Genomic DNA, 15,696 nt, shown 5'->3' on the forward strand with positions numbered 1-15,696 from the left:
TATGATACAAGTAAATAAAATGAATGGAAAGACATGGGATTACCTAATAAGTAACGGGTTTATTTCCACGGTTAGAAGCAGGGATGAACTATACAGCCTGCCAGAGAACAGAGCGCAGGTGGATATTGTACATGAATGCAATGCTTATGGTGGAAATAAGCTGATTAATGTTGGGATGAATCTTTCCTGGCCATCCATGTTCCACCATCATCCGGCCCATGAACAGGTATTTCTGATGTCCGGTATGAAAACCAAACCTTTATATATCGCCTTTGCCCTTAATGGGCTGGAAGGATTTATGAGAAGGAAGAATCAGGAGTGTCTGGGTGAGGAAGACTTCATCATAGTTGAGATGCTTTATAACAATCCGGAATGGAGCAGCTTTGCAATTAATCCAGGAGTACTTCACGGTGAATTCACCTGTTTGGGAGAAGGAACCAATCCGGTCCTGATAGTAACGGAACCTTCTGATATGGCCACGAATATGGTGGATATCTCGGAGGTAAAGGATTTATTTGTGGATGCAGTGAATGGAAAACAGGAGGCAGTATGAGACTGAAGGATAAAGTAGCAATTGTCACAGGCGCAAGCAGGGGAATTGGTGCCAAGACGGCATCCATGTTTGCGTCTGAGGGCGCCAAGGTGGTGCTGGCGGCCAGGAGTATGGAGGAAATGGAAACACTACAGCACTCAATCCGTGAACAGGGAGGTGAGAGCATATGTGTGTGTACGGATGTGTGCAGCAAGGACAGTATGAAAAACATGGTAAAGACCGCATATGATACTTATGGAGCCATTGATATATTGGTTAATAATGCGGGGTATCCCATGTTTGGATATGCTGTGGATGATGAGGATGAGGAAGCTGAAAAGCGGTATGAGGCCATAATGGAAACAAATGTAAGAGGATACTGGTTCGGAGCCAGATTTACGGTGCCTTATATGAAAATGGGAAATAAGGGCAGCATCATCAATATTTCGTCTGTCCGGGGGCATCTGGGCCTGTCTAATGAGACAGCATACTGTGCGGCCAAAGGAGCGGTTAAGATGATGACAAAGGCCTTGGCTGTAGAACTGGCGCCTTATAATATCCGGGTCAATTGTATATCACCAGGCGCTATCCAGGTGAAGGTAGGACACTGGGTATTATCCAGATATGGGCAGGAGGTCTATGATGAATATGTAGAGAAGTTCCGGGACATACATCTTTTGGGAATGGAGTGTAACCAGCCCCTGCATATGCTGGGGGAGCCAAAAGACATTGGATATACAGCGATATACCTTGCATCAGATGAGTCCAGGTTTGTAACAGGAAGCGATATTGTTGTGGATGGTGGATTGACATCCCTGCTTCCGGAACCAGGTGCCTTGGATATGGAGACTTTGATGGAATTACATAAAAAACAGGAACCGATGAACCAATGGTTCCAGTCCCTTGGGTGACAGGAACCAGGTTGGTTGGACAATAAGGAGAAACAGCATGCTGATTGAATCTATGGAGACAATTCTGACCTGCCCTGGCCGGAATTATCTAATTGTTAAGATAACAACCGAAGATGGTATCGTTGGGTATGGGGACGCCACACTCAATGGCCGGGAACTGTCAGTGAAAGCAGTCCTGGACCATCATTTGTCCAAATACCTGACAGGGATGGATGCAGAGCGGATTACGGATATATGGGAACTTGTTTACAGGGGAACCTACTGGAGGGGAGGTCCTGTGTTCATGACCGCATTGGCCGGCATAGACATGGCTTTATGGGATATCAAAGGCAAACGTTATCAGGCCCCGGTGTATCAGCTTCTGGGCGGCCGCTGCAGGGACAGGCTGAGGGCCTACTTCCATGTACATGGACATACAAAAGAGGAACTGGCCGAACGTATCAGGCAGCGTATGGATGACGGCTGCACCTGCTTCAGATACAGCTTTGATACTAGGGACCGGCGGGAGGAAGGACTTTCTTTTAACCAACCACATCAGGATATCAGCCTCGGAAAACGGATTGAAGTCACAGAGGGAAATGTTGGCAGGCCGGAAATATGGGATACGGAAGTATACTACCACGATCTGGTTGACGTGACAGCCTATCTCAGGGATACATTTGGTCCTGATATTGGTCTGATTCATGACAGCCATGAGCGTTTTACTCCTATACAGGCAGCGGCAGCAGCGAAACAACTGGAATCCTACGGACTGTACTTCCTGGAAGATCCCATTGAACCAGTGAATGTCCAAGGCTTGGAAATCATACGTCAGCATAGTGTGATGCCCATTGCCATGGGTGAGTTGTACAACAGTATGAAAGATTGCCTGATTCCTATTGAGAAGAACCTGATTGATTATCTAAGACTTGATATCAGTCACTATGGGGGAATTACACCGTCCATGAAGACGGCGGCAGCGGCAGATAACCATGGAGTGAAAATAGCATTCCATGGACCAAGTGATATATCACCGTTGGCTCATGCTGCCCTGGTTCATGTAGATTTTGCAATACCAAATTTTGGGATACAGGAATGGGTAGACCATAACGAAGAGTTGGACCAGGTGTTCCGTACAAATATACAGTATGAAAATGGATACATCACTATCAAAGACAATCCTGGATTAGGCGTGGAGGTGGATGAATGTGCGGCAAAGGAATATGTTTACAGCCCTAAGTTCCTTCCAACTATAAGGGATAGGGAAGGTGCAGTCCATAACTGGTAGCAGTTAACAGGCATAAAGGAGTGATGGGAAATGGATTTTAAAATAACATGGCTAGGGCAGGCGGGATATATTATGGATTTTATAGATTGCAGACTTTGTGTGGATCCATATTTGTCAGATGAAGTTGAGAAGATTGAGGGAATGAAACGTATGGTGCCAATTCCTGTAATGCCAGAAGAACTGGATGTGGATTATATCCTGTTCACCCATAATCATCTGGATCATTTTGATGAAATGTCCATTCGGCGTCTGGCAGGCCATCCTATTACATTCATTGGCCCTGAATCCTGTATGGAAAAGCTGAAAGACTGTAATATCCGCACGGGAATACGGCTGGAGCGTTATAATCAGGTGGTAATTGGCAACCGGATTGCCGTACGGGCTACATATGCGTGTCATACCAGGGACAGTATAGGTCTTCTGATCCAAGACAAGGAAAAATGTATGGGGGGGATGTATATGACTGGGGACACAGAATACTCAGAAGTACTGACAGAAGTAAAAAAATATGAACCGGATACAATGATAACATGTATCAATGGTAAACTAGGAAATATGGATTGTGAATCAGCTGCCAGGCTGGCCGGAGAAATAGGCGTAAAAATGGCTGTTCCATGCCACTATGGAATGTTTGAGGATAATACGGAGAATCCAGAGAGATTCAGGACGGCCCTGGAGGGTACAGGGATTTTATATAAGGAACTGAGGTTTATGGAAACTGTAGTTATGTCATTGTAGCTTGTTTAAAAAATTAATATGATTATATGGTTCATAGTACCATCCAAGCGCACCGGTAAGTGGATATCCCACATGACCGGTGCGCTTTTTATGTGGAATCAGGGGGAGATATAAATTTCCTGCACTGGGTTTCTGAAATCAATGGAATATGCTATACTAAACCTATTACGCATTATCATACACATTATTATAGAAGGAACAGACACAGCAATTAATATAGAAGAAACGGACGGAACAATCAATATGGAATTTTACATGGCCCCCATGGAGGGGCTTACGGGATATATCTATAGAAATGCATACCACACATGCTTTACCCCCATGGACTTATATTACACCCCCTTCATCTCCCCCAAAGCCAGGGGATGTTTAAGTTCCAGGGAGATAAACGACATCCTGCCGGAACACAATAAGGGTCTTCATGTGGTGCCGCAGATACTGACCAACCAGGCGGAGGATTTCCTTACCGTGGCCAGGATACTGAAAGACTATGGCTATCAGGAAGTCAACCTGAATCTGGGCTGTCCGTCAGGTACCGTGGTGTCCAAACACAAAGGCGCTGGTTTCCTGGCTTTAACCTGCGGTTTAAATTCATTTCTAAGTACGGTTACGGAACAGCTTGAGGCGCTGGGGATGGAGCTTTCGGTAAAGACAAGGCTGGGCATGGTGACACCGGATGAATTTTATGAACTGCTGGATATTTACAATCAGTATCATCTGAAGCGGCTGATCATACATCCCAGAATCCGCACGGATTACTACAGGAATACCCCCAATTGGGAAATGTTCCGGCATGGACTGGAGAACAGCGCAAACCATGTCTGTTACAATGGGGATATATTCACGGTGGAAGATTTTAAAAGGCTGTCCCGGTCATATCCGGAACTGGATGAGGTGATGCTGGGCCGCGGAATCATAGCCAATCCCGGACTGGTGGGTGGGATAAGGACAGGACGGCCCGTGGATAAGAAACAGCTCCGGGAATTCCATCAGCTCCTGTACGAGGGATACCGCGGGATTATGTCCGGAGACCGGAATGTTTTATTCAAGATGAAGGAAATCTGGGCTTCCATGATCCAGATATTCGCTGACTCTGAAAAGCATGGAAAGAAAATAAAAAAAGCCCAGCATCTCACCGAGTATGAAGCCGCGGTAAGCAGCATTTTCTCAGAACTGGACATCGCAGAAGGAGCAGGGTTCAAATTGTATTAAAATGGAAAGTGTGCTATACTTTTAGGAAACCGGACCAAACCCTGGCACGCCTGCAAAGCTAGCCGTAGGGACCACTACGCCGCCGCTTTGCAGACACGCTTCTGCTGCGGATATCAGGCACTGACTTCACCGGTATTTACGCAAGGCTGCTCTAGTCAGGATAATCCGCCTTTATAATGGTACCGCAGGCTATTTTACTCCCCGAATTGCCGGAAGGCTGACTGCGGAAATCATCGGCCTGGCTGTGGATGATGACAGACCTGCCGATAATTTCATCAATGCCAAAACGTTTGTCATAAAAGGCCGACCAGGCATACCCTTCATTGCCTAACACGGGAAGCAGGTCGCCTGCATGATTGGGGTGCGCGGCATTCGTTGGGTTATAATGTTCACCGGTGTTGGCGAAATTATCTGAACAGTCGCCGTTCTGATGGATGTGCATGGCATAGAAATTCGAAGAGCCGGCTACATTCTTATTGGGAAGATTAAAAATCTCGGCTTCCACCAGCACGCCCTGGTAGGGAGTCTGATAGAATTTAACAAGGCCGCTTATTGCGGGGGCGGATGCCCCGCCTCTTACCCAGGCAACAGCGGCAGGTGCCCTGAAACGCAGTAAATCTGCAAAGACGTCAGCGGGAGTGACAGACTGGTTATCCATGATGGTCTCCTGAAAAGGTTTATTCCCTATAGGATATGCTGACAAAAAAAGAATGTGACCAAACATGCACTGCCATTGCATGTCCAGGCCACATCCGTCATATAAAATGGAGGGGGCCGGCAGAAGGGGTGCTGCCGGCCATAGGTATGAAAAAGTGTCTTCCTGTATAGTAAAAGGTCTATCACCTTACAAGTAATACTATACAGGGAAAATGTGACTAAAATTTGAGCATACGCTAAAGAATCACTAAAGAAACTTAAGTAAACATAAACAATTTATAAAAGGCAGGAGTGATATCTATATGAAGGGACGTTTTTGGAAAATATTAGCGGTTTCAGCAGCTCTTAGCATCTGTTTATCCACCGCCGCCTATGCAGGCACCTGGATATCAGAAAGCGGACAGTGGAAATACAGGAATGATGACGGTTCCTTTGCAAAAGGATGGTTTCAGGATCTGGACAGCAAATGGTATTATTTTGATGCCAATGGACACATGCTGTCAGATACCGTCACGCCGGACGGATACCAGCTGGGTGCAGATGGGGCGTGGGTGGATATTGACCCCTATGCCTCATATGATGCCGATTATCCGTTAAAGGATTATGTGGACAAAGCCGGACTGCAGTACGTAGATGCGGTCATGGGCTACAACAAGAAAGGTGAGCCTATCATGGAACGCCGTCTGAGGCAGGATGGGATATACAGCCTTTACAATTACTTCGGTCTGTCAGACGACCTGTGCAAGGCGCTGTACGGCAAGGATACGGACCAGATTGGTACCGGGGAAAATGCCGTTGACGGGGACAGCCTTCTGGTCCTTGCCCAGACAGCCCTGTACCAGGAAGCAGTGGGAAGCGACACCTATAAACAGCAGCGCAATGCCCTGGCAATCGTGATACGGGATTATCTGGGCAGCTTCCAATGGCGCACGGTCAGCGAACTGGAGCGCGCCAGGAACGCTGCTTTCTATATTGCCTCCAACTGTACGTATGATAAAACCCTGTATGACCGGTTCGTTGCCGGTGAAAATACAAGCGGCGATCCGTCATTTACAGCCTATGGCTGTCTTGTGAACCACAAGGCGGTATGCGAAGGCATGTCGGTGGCGTATCAGCTTTTAGCCAGGGCAACCGGACTGAACAGTTTCTGCGCCCCGGATGATAATGACAAGGACCATATGTTTGTCTATGTACAGGCGGACGGGAACTGGTACAAGGTGGACCTGGCAGTGACCGGCCTTATGCCCCAGGCATTGGTAAAACGTTGCTTTACCAATACAGCCAATCAGGAAGTGGAACGGATCATGAAAACGTATTTCGATGAGGAAAATCCTCACAGGGAATATATGAACCTTGACAGCCTGGCGCCAGGGGCTGTGTATGAGCTTAAAAGCAGCAACCAGATGCGGGGATATCAATAGTATATCCATTATAGTGTATCAGAAAGGCAGTGATTTAGGATGTTTGATAATCTGACAAAAAGTGATATTGAAAAAATGCAGGAAGAGATAGAATACCGCAAGCTGGTGGTCCGGAAGGAAGCGCTGGAGGCGGTCAAGGAGGCCAGGGCCCATGGGGACCTAAGCGAGAACTTTGAGTACAAGGCTGCAAAGCAGGACAAGAACCGCAATGAAAGCCGTATCCGTTATCTGGAGAAGATGATAAAGACAGCCAGGATTATTTCCGATGAGTCCAAGGACAACGAAGTGGGGCTGGGAGACACGGTTGAAATATATATACCGGATGACGATGAGACAGAACGGTATAAGCTGGTGACAACCGTGCGGGGAAACTCCCTTCAGGGCCTGATCAGCATTGACTCGCCCCTGGGAAAGGCAATCCGCAGGCACAAGGTGGGGGACAGGGTACATGTGAAGGTGGATGACCGCTTTGGCTATGACGTGGAAATACGTTCCATTGATAAAAGCACGGGCGGGGAGGACGATAAACTGCGCAGCTTTTAACTGCGCAGTTTTATGATAAGAGTTAAGGTAATCTTAAGGAGAGACAATCATGGCTGCTGTAAACATGACAGAGGGAAATATAACAAATCATCTGGTCCGCTATTCGGTTCCGCTTATCCTGGGCAATCTGTTCCAGCTCACGTACAATGCAGTGGACTCCATCATAGCGGGCCGTTTCATAGGGAAGCAGGCCCTGGCAGCGGAAGGCACTGCCAGCCCGGTCATGAACATTGTCATCCTGGGCATTTCCGGCATCTGTATGGGAGCTTCCGTGCTGATGAGCGAATTCTATGGGGCAGGGCAGCATGATAAGCTGAAACGGGAAATGTCCACTACGGTCATATTCGGCTGTTATTTCTCGGTCATTGTTGCGATTCTTGGAGTGTTTTTCTCACGTCCACTTCTTGCCGTCCTGAATGTGCCGGATGAAATCCTTGGAATGGCCTCCACCTATCTGTCCATCATATTTTTAGGCGCGCCCTTTACTTACTTTTATAACGCTGTGTCGGCCGCGTTGAAAAGTGTGGGGGATTCCAAGACACCCCTTAAATTCCTCGCATTTTCTTCCATATTAAATGCGGTCCTGGATTTGATATTCATCGGCGGCCTGGGGTTTGGGATTGTGTGCTCTGCCGTCACCACCGTGATTGCGGAAGCAGCTTCTGCAATCCTGTGCATCATCTATGTATATAGGAAGATACCCATGCTGCAGCTCCGCAAGGGGGAATTCACCATGGACCGTCTGCTTCTCAAACAGACGTTGCGATACGGAAGCGTGACCGCTTTGCAGCAGTCCTGCCAGCCCATTGGAAAGCTGTTGATCCAGGGGGCCATTAATCCGCTGGGAGTGGATTTGATTGCCGCGTTTAACGCGGTAAACAGGATAGATGATTACGCATTCACTCCGGAGCAGAGTATTTCCCATGGAATAACAACTTTTGTGGCCCAGAACAGGGGAGCCGGGAAAACAGAACGTATCAGGAAAGGGTTTTCTCATGGGCTGCGGCTGGAATTCCTTTATTGGGTGTGTATCGGACTTATAATCACATTGTTCAAAAAGCCGTTGATGGGACTATTCGTCACTGCTGGCAATGAAGGGATTGTGAAGCTGGGCAGCAGTTATCTGGCTTTGATGGCGGTCTTTTACATATTCCCGGCATTTACTAATGGTATCCAGGGATTTTTCCGCGGAATGGGGAATATGAGCATAACGCTTCTGGGGACATTTGTCCAGACCGGCCTGCGGGTGGTGTTTGTATATCTTCTGGCGCCTGCTATTGGGATGCAGGGTGTGGCATATGCCTGCGCCATTGGATGGAGCGTAATGCTTTTGGTAGAGATTCCCTATTATTTCTGGTTCATGAGGGGGAAATAGGGGTAATTAGAGGAAAATTGGGAAGATTTGTAGAAAAAAGGCACGGAATAATGTACAATGGTGTTATATGCAATATAACGCTATTGTGCAGGGGGATACAAGATGGATACAGAGCAGGATGCCTATGTACCGGGGATGGAGCATGAAGGCATAACCGTATTTATGATGGGAACAGTCATGGTGGAGTACAACAGGAAGCCCATGCCGCTTATGGGGAATCCGCAGGGGAAGATGCTCCAGCTGTTCCTGATTCTTTTATACGCAGGGGATAAGGGCGTACTCAGGGAAGAACTATTAGACATGCTCTACGGCAATGGGGAGAATACGAATCCGTCCGGCAGCCTGAGGGCGGCGGTGTTCCGGCTGAGGAAGACCCTGGAGGGCTGTGGATTGCCGGAGCATGAATACATACGCACTGACAGCGGCATATACCGGTGGGACAGCGGAGGCGTACCTGTCTATATTGATGCAAAGGACTTTGAGTCAACAGCCCGCAAAGCGCTGAAACAAAAGGATGAATTCCTTTTAAAGAGGGCCTGCGGGTTATACCAGGGGGAATTCATGGCCCAGCTGGCAGGAGAGAAGTGGGTATCTGTCATCGGGGTCCGGTGCCAGGAACTGTATTTTGACTGTCTCAGGATGGCATATTATATCATGAAGGAGAACCGGGAATACACAGACCTGCTGGAGTTGTCCTCGGCCGCCTGTGAGCTTTATCCCTACGAAGAATGCCAGATCATGAAGATTGACTGTCTGATTGCCATGAAACGCTTCAAGGATGCAATGCAGGTATATGACCAGGCGGTGACCCAGTACTTTGAGGAACAGGGACTGCCTCCGTCTGAGAAGATGCTGGAACGGTTCAGGACCATGAGCGGCCAGATACGCTATACCTCTGATACGCTTAAGGACATAAGGGACAGCCTGCATGAGCGGGACCGGGTGAACGGCCCATACTATTGCTCCTATCCCGCGTTCATAGACTGCTACCGGCTCTTGGTCCGCATGTCGGAGAGGATTGATTTCACCAATGTGCTTCTGTGCTGCACCCTGCTGGACTCCAAAGGAAAGCCGCTGGATGCAGGAGGGGAACTCTTAAAGGCAGCATCCTCCAAGCTCCATGAAGCCATCGGCAAATCAATCAGGAAAGGGGATGTGTTCACCTGCTACAATCCCAGCCAGTACCTGGTGATGCTCAACGGCACCTCCCAGGAATACTGTCTCAGGATATACGAACGTATTGACAGGAACCTCCATCTGTGGGACGGAGGGAGAAGGGTGAAGCTGAACTATCAGGTAATGCCTGAAAGCCTGCTGTAACAGAAACTGAATATCAATAAGATACCTTAGGGCTGGCGCCATAACGCCCTTCCAGGTATTGCTTGCCATAGGCCTCATCGTTTCGCGGGATGAGGCCGTTTTCTTTTTTATACCATGAAAGGGGATAGAGCTGTGCATCCTCTCCCGTGGGGCGGGAGCAGAGCCATATCTCATCCCGTCTAAGAACGGCGGGCATCAGGATTGCAGTATTATGACTGGTAAATATAAGCTGCGAACCGTGAGGATTTTTCTCACAATTAGTATAAAGGCTGGTTATGTACCGGAGCAGATGGGGATGCAGTAAGGAATCCAGGTCATCCGCCACAACCAGATGTCCTTCCTTCAGGCTGAGGAGTATATCTGGCAGTATGGACAGAAGCTTTCTGGTGCCCTTTGATTCTTCGCTGCAGGGTAATTCATAACTGGCGGAAGCTGCCGGGGTATGGGTGATTAAAAGTTCCCTTCCATCTATTCCATCTCTCAGGATGGTCCTGTAACCGGTAATATCTAAATCCATGGCCTGCAGAGCAGAGCAGATTGCAGCCTGCATGTCCGGCTCATTGGGCAGCTGCGGGTACACCGGGCTGTCAGGAGACAGGAAATGGATGTCCCTGAACCAGGAAAATGCAGCCTGCACTGATTCACAGGCCATGGATCCGCAATCCAGGGAATGGAACAGAAGCGCAAGGAGAGGACGGTCCGGAGGAAGCTGTTCAATCTGAACCGCTGGCACGGTTTTCCCCAGATGAAAATCGGATTCCTTCCTATTAAAAAGAATACCTGCATCATCCTTGCCAAGGCGTCCATAGAAAAGGTTCTCTTCCTGGATGACTCCCCTCAGAAGATGAAGCTGATAGCGGAACAGGAATCCCTTATGACGGAACAGCACATCAAACTCAGTGGGAATGTGGGCACAATCCGGATCCATGCGGTATGAAAGATGCTGGGGTACGGATGGTATGGATGATGCGGATGCCGGGGCGGTAATAAGAGCGGACAGATACGAGAGTCCATAGAGGACCGTGGACTTCCCCCCGCTGTTTGGGCCATAGACGGAGATGACAGGAAGGAACTGTTCGCCATCCAGCGGATCCTTAATCAGGGATGCCTTATGCTCATTAATCGGACCGGGAATACAATCCAACAGGGTTTCCTCTTTGAATATCTTAAAATTCTTCAATGTAAGCTGAACCAGCATGGTATACCTCACTTTCTGAGAGAAAAAAACTCATAACAATCATTGGTAACATTGTACCATAGGAAGAGGGGGAAATGCAATAATGAACGAGAAAAAATCTCACGACAACAATTGCAGATATTATTTGACAATTTAAATCTGATGTACGTCCAAAAATGCAAAACCGGTTATAAAGTAAAATCTAAAATGGGGAAGAGGATTGAAATAGTAACAAAAAAGCTGTATGAAATAACGCCCCTTGTAACGCCGGGTTTGCTATGATTATTACAGAGGTTAGGAATGGGCAGAAATAATTTAAGAAAAATTTTAACTTTTCTTAATTTGTAACCCGTTTGTAACTGTCATTTGATATACTTGTTCCAGATAGTTGTAAATTATCCTAAGTTTGGAAAAGAAATATCATGAGAGGAGAATATGTATGGAAGGAAGAAAAAGGTCTAGGGCGCTGTCGCGGACAGTGTACAGCGTTCAGAAAAGACTTCTGGCGTTCGTGCTTGCAGCAGCCATGATCCTAACCAATGTGGGTGCGGATTTGAATACGGCCCTTGCAGCAACTTCGTCAGAATCCGTCACCTTCTCGATGAGCGGATCACAGCTTGTCAAAGCCATTGATGAAGCAATCGCCAATGGTAATGAAGTGACGGCAGAGGATCTCGATTTCACCAATGGAAAGATTGCTGAATTTGAGAAACTCTTCTTCGGGGAGGGGAAAATCTATGAGGCATTCCCTGATCCGGATGGCGGAAGTATGGACGCAGAACTAAGGGTGTTCGTACGGCTGCCGGAAGATGCTGATGACATGTATATGGTAACCGGCGATGAAGAGATTATCTTCTTATATGTGAATAACGGAGAAGATAGCATCAGCTGCACCACTGAAATCACAAGGATGGATGACGGTGTGGAAAAGGTCAAGAAGACCAAACGTGTTACTGTAAAGAGTTATGAGGCTGCTTATGGCGATGAGGAAGTGAATCTCATCTCCAAGCCAGTGGAAACACCTGCACCGTTACCTGAAGATACAAACAGGCCTGGCGCAGATGAAACAACGGCACCAGCAGAGACTGAGAGCCAGGTTGAGACCACGGCTCCATCTGTAGATGGGACCACGGCAGCACCGGACGATGCAACAGACGAAACCACAACAGCTCCGGATGAAACCACAGCTGCTGATGAGACGCAGGCAACCTTACCGGATGAGACAACAGCTGCTCCGGAGGAAAGCCAGACAGAAGAACCGGCGACAACGGAAGCTGCTGAGGAAAAAACTCAGGAAGCAACCGAGCCGGAGAAGACCGAAGCTCCTGAAACCGAAGCACCCGAAGCAGAAGCTCCTGAAGCCGAGGTAGGCGAACCTGTAGCATCCATCATCCGTCACAACGCACCATTGGTTGCTGACAATGAGAATGGGGACGCAGCCGGGACTAAGGAAGAAGCGGAAGCCAAGGAAGAAACAGAAGCTCCTGAACCTGAGAAAGAGGAAGCGCCAAAGGAGACTGAGGCTCCCACGAAGGAAGAGGCAACAACGGCTGAAGAGACTGATGCAACAGAGGCTCCGACCAAGGAGGAGTCAACAGAAGCAACAGATTCAACAGACCCGACAAAGCCGGCTCAGGATGCAACTGACGAAACCACTACTGCAGCTGATGGGGAAACCACCGTACCTGGTACGGATGAGACAACGGCAGCACCGGTGGAGAGCGGAAGCAGTTCTGCGGATGAAAGCGAAACTAAGGCGCCGGCACAGACGGTTCCGGATGTGGCTTCACCGTCAGAGGCTAAGCCGACCGAGGCACCTGCAAAAGATGATAATGTTTCTGCGGCAGGAACAAGTGATTTGGTTGGAATCGGTTATTGTTCCACTGCTAAGGTTTATGTGACTACCATCAACCAGCTGAAGGCTTTGGATGACTTTGAGGGATATAAGATTTCTTATGCCATCTACCCGGAAGCCAGCGCCCGCATCGTTGAAGGACCAAGAGGCGTTGAGGAAGGCCAGGCGTTAAGCTTTGGTGTTAAGAATCAGATTGGGTATGCGGTTGAGAGTGTGACTGCGAATGGAGAAATCCTCTCAGTTGATTCCATCACGGATAATGATGATGGTTCACAGACTGTCTGGTATTCTGTTCCTGAGATTTATGAGGAGCAGGAGGTTGAAGTCTATATGACGGAGACTGGGGAGCATCCGGAGTTTAGTGCAGAACTTCCGATGGAAGACGGAACTATAATTAGTCTGTATGCACCAGAAGGAGTATTGCCAGCAAATACAAAAGCAGTTGCAAGTGTTGTAACTGGTATTGAAGATGTAGTTAAGGAAAGTGTTGAAGCACAGGCGGCGGCTGAAGGGGAAACAAAGGAAGTAATTACTTCTTTGTCCTACAATATCGATTTGCTAGATGTGAGTGGTAATAAACTAGACGATGAAATTTGGAGTGGCGCTGTGCAGGTGACCTTTACAGGTGCTCCTATTGAGAAGAACAGTAAGGAAGCTGATTCAGTTGAGGTGCTATATGTTGCTACTACGAAAGAGGATGAACCTCAGGCGGATGTCAGCTCACATGACGTGATTTCAGTAGAAGCAGTGGCTGATGCGGTTGATGTATCCGGTGAACAAAGTATTAGTGAAATTGCATTTGAGGCTGAACATTTTTCTGTATATACAGTAACCTTTACAAATTCTTCCGGAAATAGTGAGAATATCATAAACTTTGTTCCTTTTAATGAGGCAACAGGCCGTGAGATATATCCTGATGGTTTAGATAAGAACAACTCTTATAAGTTGTCCTTTGGTATCGGTTGGGAGTCTACTTCAAAAAGTGTATCTGATATTTCTAAGGATATGGCGAAAGCTTTGGGAATAAATCAGACAGGATACAAGTTTGAAAAGGCTGTTTTAAGTACGAATGCTAATATAGAAGTTACACATATTGGATATACCAGAGAATATAAAAAAGGGTGGAAATACAATTTTGTGTACAGTTCTAATGGTGGTAGTACATGGAATGATTTAAAATCAGGAACCACTGTTAAGATGTTGTTCTCTGAGGAGAAATTAACGGTGACTTTTAATGCGAATAACGGGAGTGGTGAGGCTCCGGCCGCATTGAAAGTGAGTCCGGATTCTTCAATTGTTTTACCCGGGCAGGGGAGTTTGATGAAGAATCAATATCGATTCTTAGGATGGTCATTATCGAGTGATTCCAGCAAAATTGAATCTGGTGTGGATGGCGTTAATAAATTAGCACCGGAAGTTATAAAGCCAGGAGAATATTTTGGTGTTGGTAAAGATAATGTTACTCTTTATGCTGTGTGGGCACAGGATTCAGGAAGTAAATATTCAAAATTTAAGATTGCGGTATTTACAGATGGAACTGTGTATGCTGAACCATCAATACATTCTGGTGAACATATTACGGTATATGATTCATCCCCGGATTCTGTGAACATACTTAAATATATTAGATATGCACATACTACAACAGGAATTGATGATGTAAGCAACAATTTAACAAACAATTTTTATCAATTAGTAGAGCAACAGAATAACAAGTACCGTTGGTGGGATTCTGAAACTCAGTATATTGAATGGTATGTTATTAAAGATCAAAGAGGAACTGGGACGGATAATACATGGCATATAGATGGTGCATTGCGTAATTATGAAAGTGTATACTTGACGTATGATAGAAATGGTGCCCAAGGCAAGGAACCCGATAGCCAGCAGGAAATAGTAGGTGGTAGCGTTTTTGTTCAAGGTCAAAATACAATGTATCGTTCAGGCTATGAGTTTGTTGGTTGGAATACCGAGAGGGATGGTAGTGGTATTTCTTATTCCCCAGGTAATCGTATAAAACTTACTAGCAATATGATATTATACGCTCAATGGAACCCTAAAAACAGTGTTGAAATTAAATATGCTGTGGTTGGTATCATAGGAAGTGGAACGGTTGGACCACAAAATGAATGGCTAAATCCAGACATTGGCGTATCTAATGGTTCTACAGCAAAGGCGAATTACGGATACAGATTTGTAGGATGGTATAGTGATAAGAGCTGTGAGGAAAAGTATAAATTATCCTCCGATTTGCTTTATAAACCTATACGTCCTGAAAATGGATGGAAAAATGGAACGACATTCTATGCCAAATTTGAAAAGGATCTCAGCCAGTGGGTGACTATAACTTTTGATAAAGGATTACATGGAGAACTTGAAGGAGTATTAACTCAAGAAGTTCTAAAGGGAACCGATTTCAGTGAGATTAGAGTGCCAACTATCAAGGCGGCTTTCGGATACCAGGTGGCGGAACAGCCATGGAGCCCGGAGCTGCCGGGTGGGACAACGGCCATAACCAGTAATGCGACCTATACGGCACAGTATGAGGAGAATGCGGAAGACTGGGCAACGGTGACCTTCTTGGCAGGGGAACATGGAAGCCTGGAGGGAAGCGTGAGCCAGAAGGTGCTGAAGGGCACGGAGTTCAGTGCCATCGAGGTACCGGCCATCAAGGCGGCCTTCGGATAC

Annotated in this window: 12 protein-coding genes; 10 read left to right on the top strand and 2 right to left on the bottom strand. The window is 47.0% G+C overall.

Annotated features, from left to right (window positions below):
- Position 1: 1 nt before the first annotated feature.
- The 5 genes from LK536_RS38035 to LK536_RS38055 all read left to right on the top strand — a co-directional run bounded on the left by LK536_RS38035 (position 2) and on the right by LK536_RS38055 (position 4,660).
- Positions 2 to 553 (top strand): hypothetical protein, encoded by a 552-nt coding sequence (locus LK536_RS38035; protein WP_227795359.1) that lies wholly within the window; start codon positions 2 to 4, stop codon positions 551 to 553.
- The gene (locus LK536_RS38040) at positions 550 to 1,443 is read left to right on the top strand and encodes an SDR family NAD(P)-dependent oxidoreductase (RefSeq protein ID WP_227795360.1); all 894 of its coding nucleotides are present in this window, start codon (positions 550 to 552) and stop codon (positions 1,441 to 1,443) included. Before LK536_RS38035 ends, LK536_RS38040 begins: the two co-directional genes overlap by 4 nt.
- A gap of 37 nt (positions 1,444 to 1,480) precedes the next feature.
- Positions 1,481 to 2,710 carry a D-galactonate dehydratase family protein gene (locus LK536_RS38045; protein WP_227795361.1) on the top strand — a complete coding sequence of 410 codons (1,230 nt, stop codon included), beginning with the start codon at positions 1,481 to 1,483 and terminating at the stop codon, positions 2,708 to 2,710.
- Positions 2,711 to 2,740: 30 nt separating this feature from the next.
- Positions 2,741 to 3,448, top strand: a complete 708-nt coding sequence (locus tag LK536_RS38050) for an MBL fold metallo-hydrolase (RefSeq protein WP_227795362.1) — start codon at positions 2,741 to 2,743, stop codon at positions 3,446 to 3,448.
- Positions 3,449 to 3,691: 243 nt separating this feature from the next.
- Positions 3,692 to 4,660, top strand: a complete 969-nt coding sequence (locus LK536_RS38055; protein WP_227795363.1) for a tRNA dihydrouridine synthase — start codon at positions 3,692 to 3,694, stop codon at positions 4,658 to 4,660.
- A 151-nt stretch (positions 4,661 to 4,811) separates the two neighbouring features.
- Here LK536_RS38055 and LK536_RS38060 read toward each other — a convergent pair whose 3' ends face one another.
- Positions 4,812 to 5,318: a superoxide dismutase family protein gene (locus tag LK536_RS38060; protein WP_008721924.1), complete on the bottom strand. Its 507-nt coding sequence runs from the start codon at positions 5,316 to 5,318 to the stop codon at positions 4,812 to 4,814.
- Between the two features lie 301 nt (positions 5,319 to 5,619).
- Between LK536_RS38060 and LK536_RS38065 the strand changes: the two genes are divergently transcribed.
- From LK536_RS38065 to LK536_RS38080, 4 genes are all read left to right on the top strand, one after another.
- Positions 5,620 to 6,738 carry a hypothetical protein gene (locus LK536_RS38065; RefSeq protein WP_227795364.1) on the top strand — a complete coding sequence of 373 codons (1,119 nt, stop codon included), beginning with the start codon at positions 5,620 to 5,622 and terminating at the stop codon, positions 6,736 to 6,738.
- 39 nt (positions 6,739 to 6,777) lie between these two features.
- Entirely contained in the window at positions 6,778 to 7,281 is a 504-nt protein-coding gene (gene greA, locus LK536_RS38070; RefSeq protein WP_025483010.1) for a transcription elongation factor GreA, read from the top strand.
- 49 nt (positions 7,282 to 7,330) lie between these two features.
- Positions 7,331 to 8,656, top strand: a complete 1,326-nt coding sequence (locus LK536_RS38075; RefSeq protein WP_025483009.1) for an MATE family efflux transporter — start codon at positions 7,331 to 7,333, stop codon at positions 8,654 to 8,656.
- 102 nt (positions 8,657 to 8,758) lie between these two features.
- Positions 8,759 to 9,976: an AfsR/SARP family transcriptional regulator gene (locus tag LK536_RS38080; RefSeq protein ID WP_008721935.1), complete on the top strand. Its 1,218-nt coding sequence runs from the start codon at positions 8,759 to 8,761 to the stop codon at positions 9,974 to 9,976.
- Positions 9,977 to 9,989: 13 nt separating this feature from the next.
- Here LK536_RS38080 and LK536_RS38085 read toward each other — a convergent pair whose 3' ends face one another.
- Entirely contained in the window at positions 9,990 to 11,174 is a 1,185-nt protein-coding gene (locus LK536_RS38085) for an AAA family ATPase (protein WP_227795365.1), read from the bottom strand.
- 418 nt (positions 11,175 to 11,592) lie between these two features.
- Between LK536_RS38085 and LK536_RS38090 the strand changes: the two genes are divergently transcribed.
- A partial coding sequence (locus tag LK536_RS38090) for an InlB B-repeat-containing protein (RefSeq protein WP_506092106.1) occupies positions 11,593 to 15,696 on the top strand: 4,104 nt, incomplete at its 3' end.

Origin of the sequence: Clostridium pacaense, from assembly GCF_020709765.2 — a bacterium.
Lineage (GTDB): Bacteria > Bacillota > Clostridia > Lachnospirales > Lachnospiraceae > Enterocloster > Enterocloster hominis.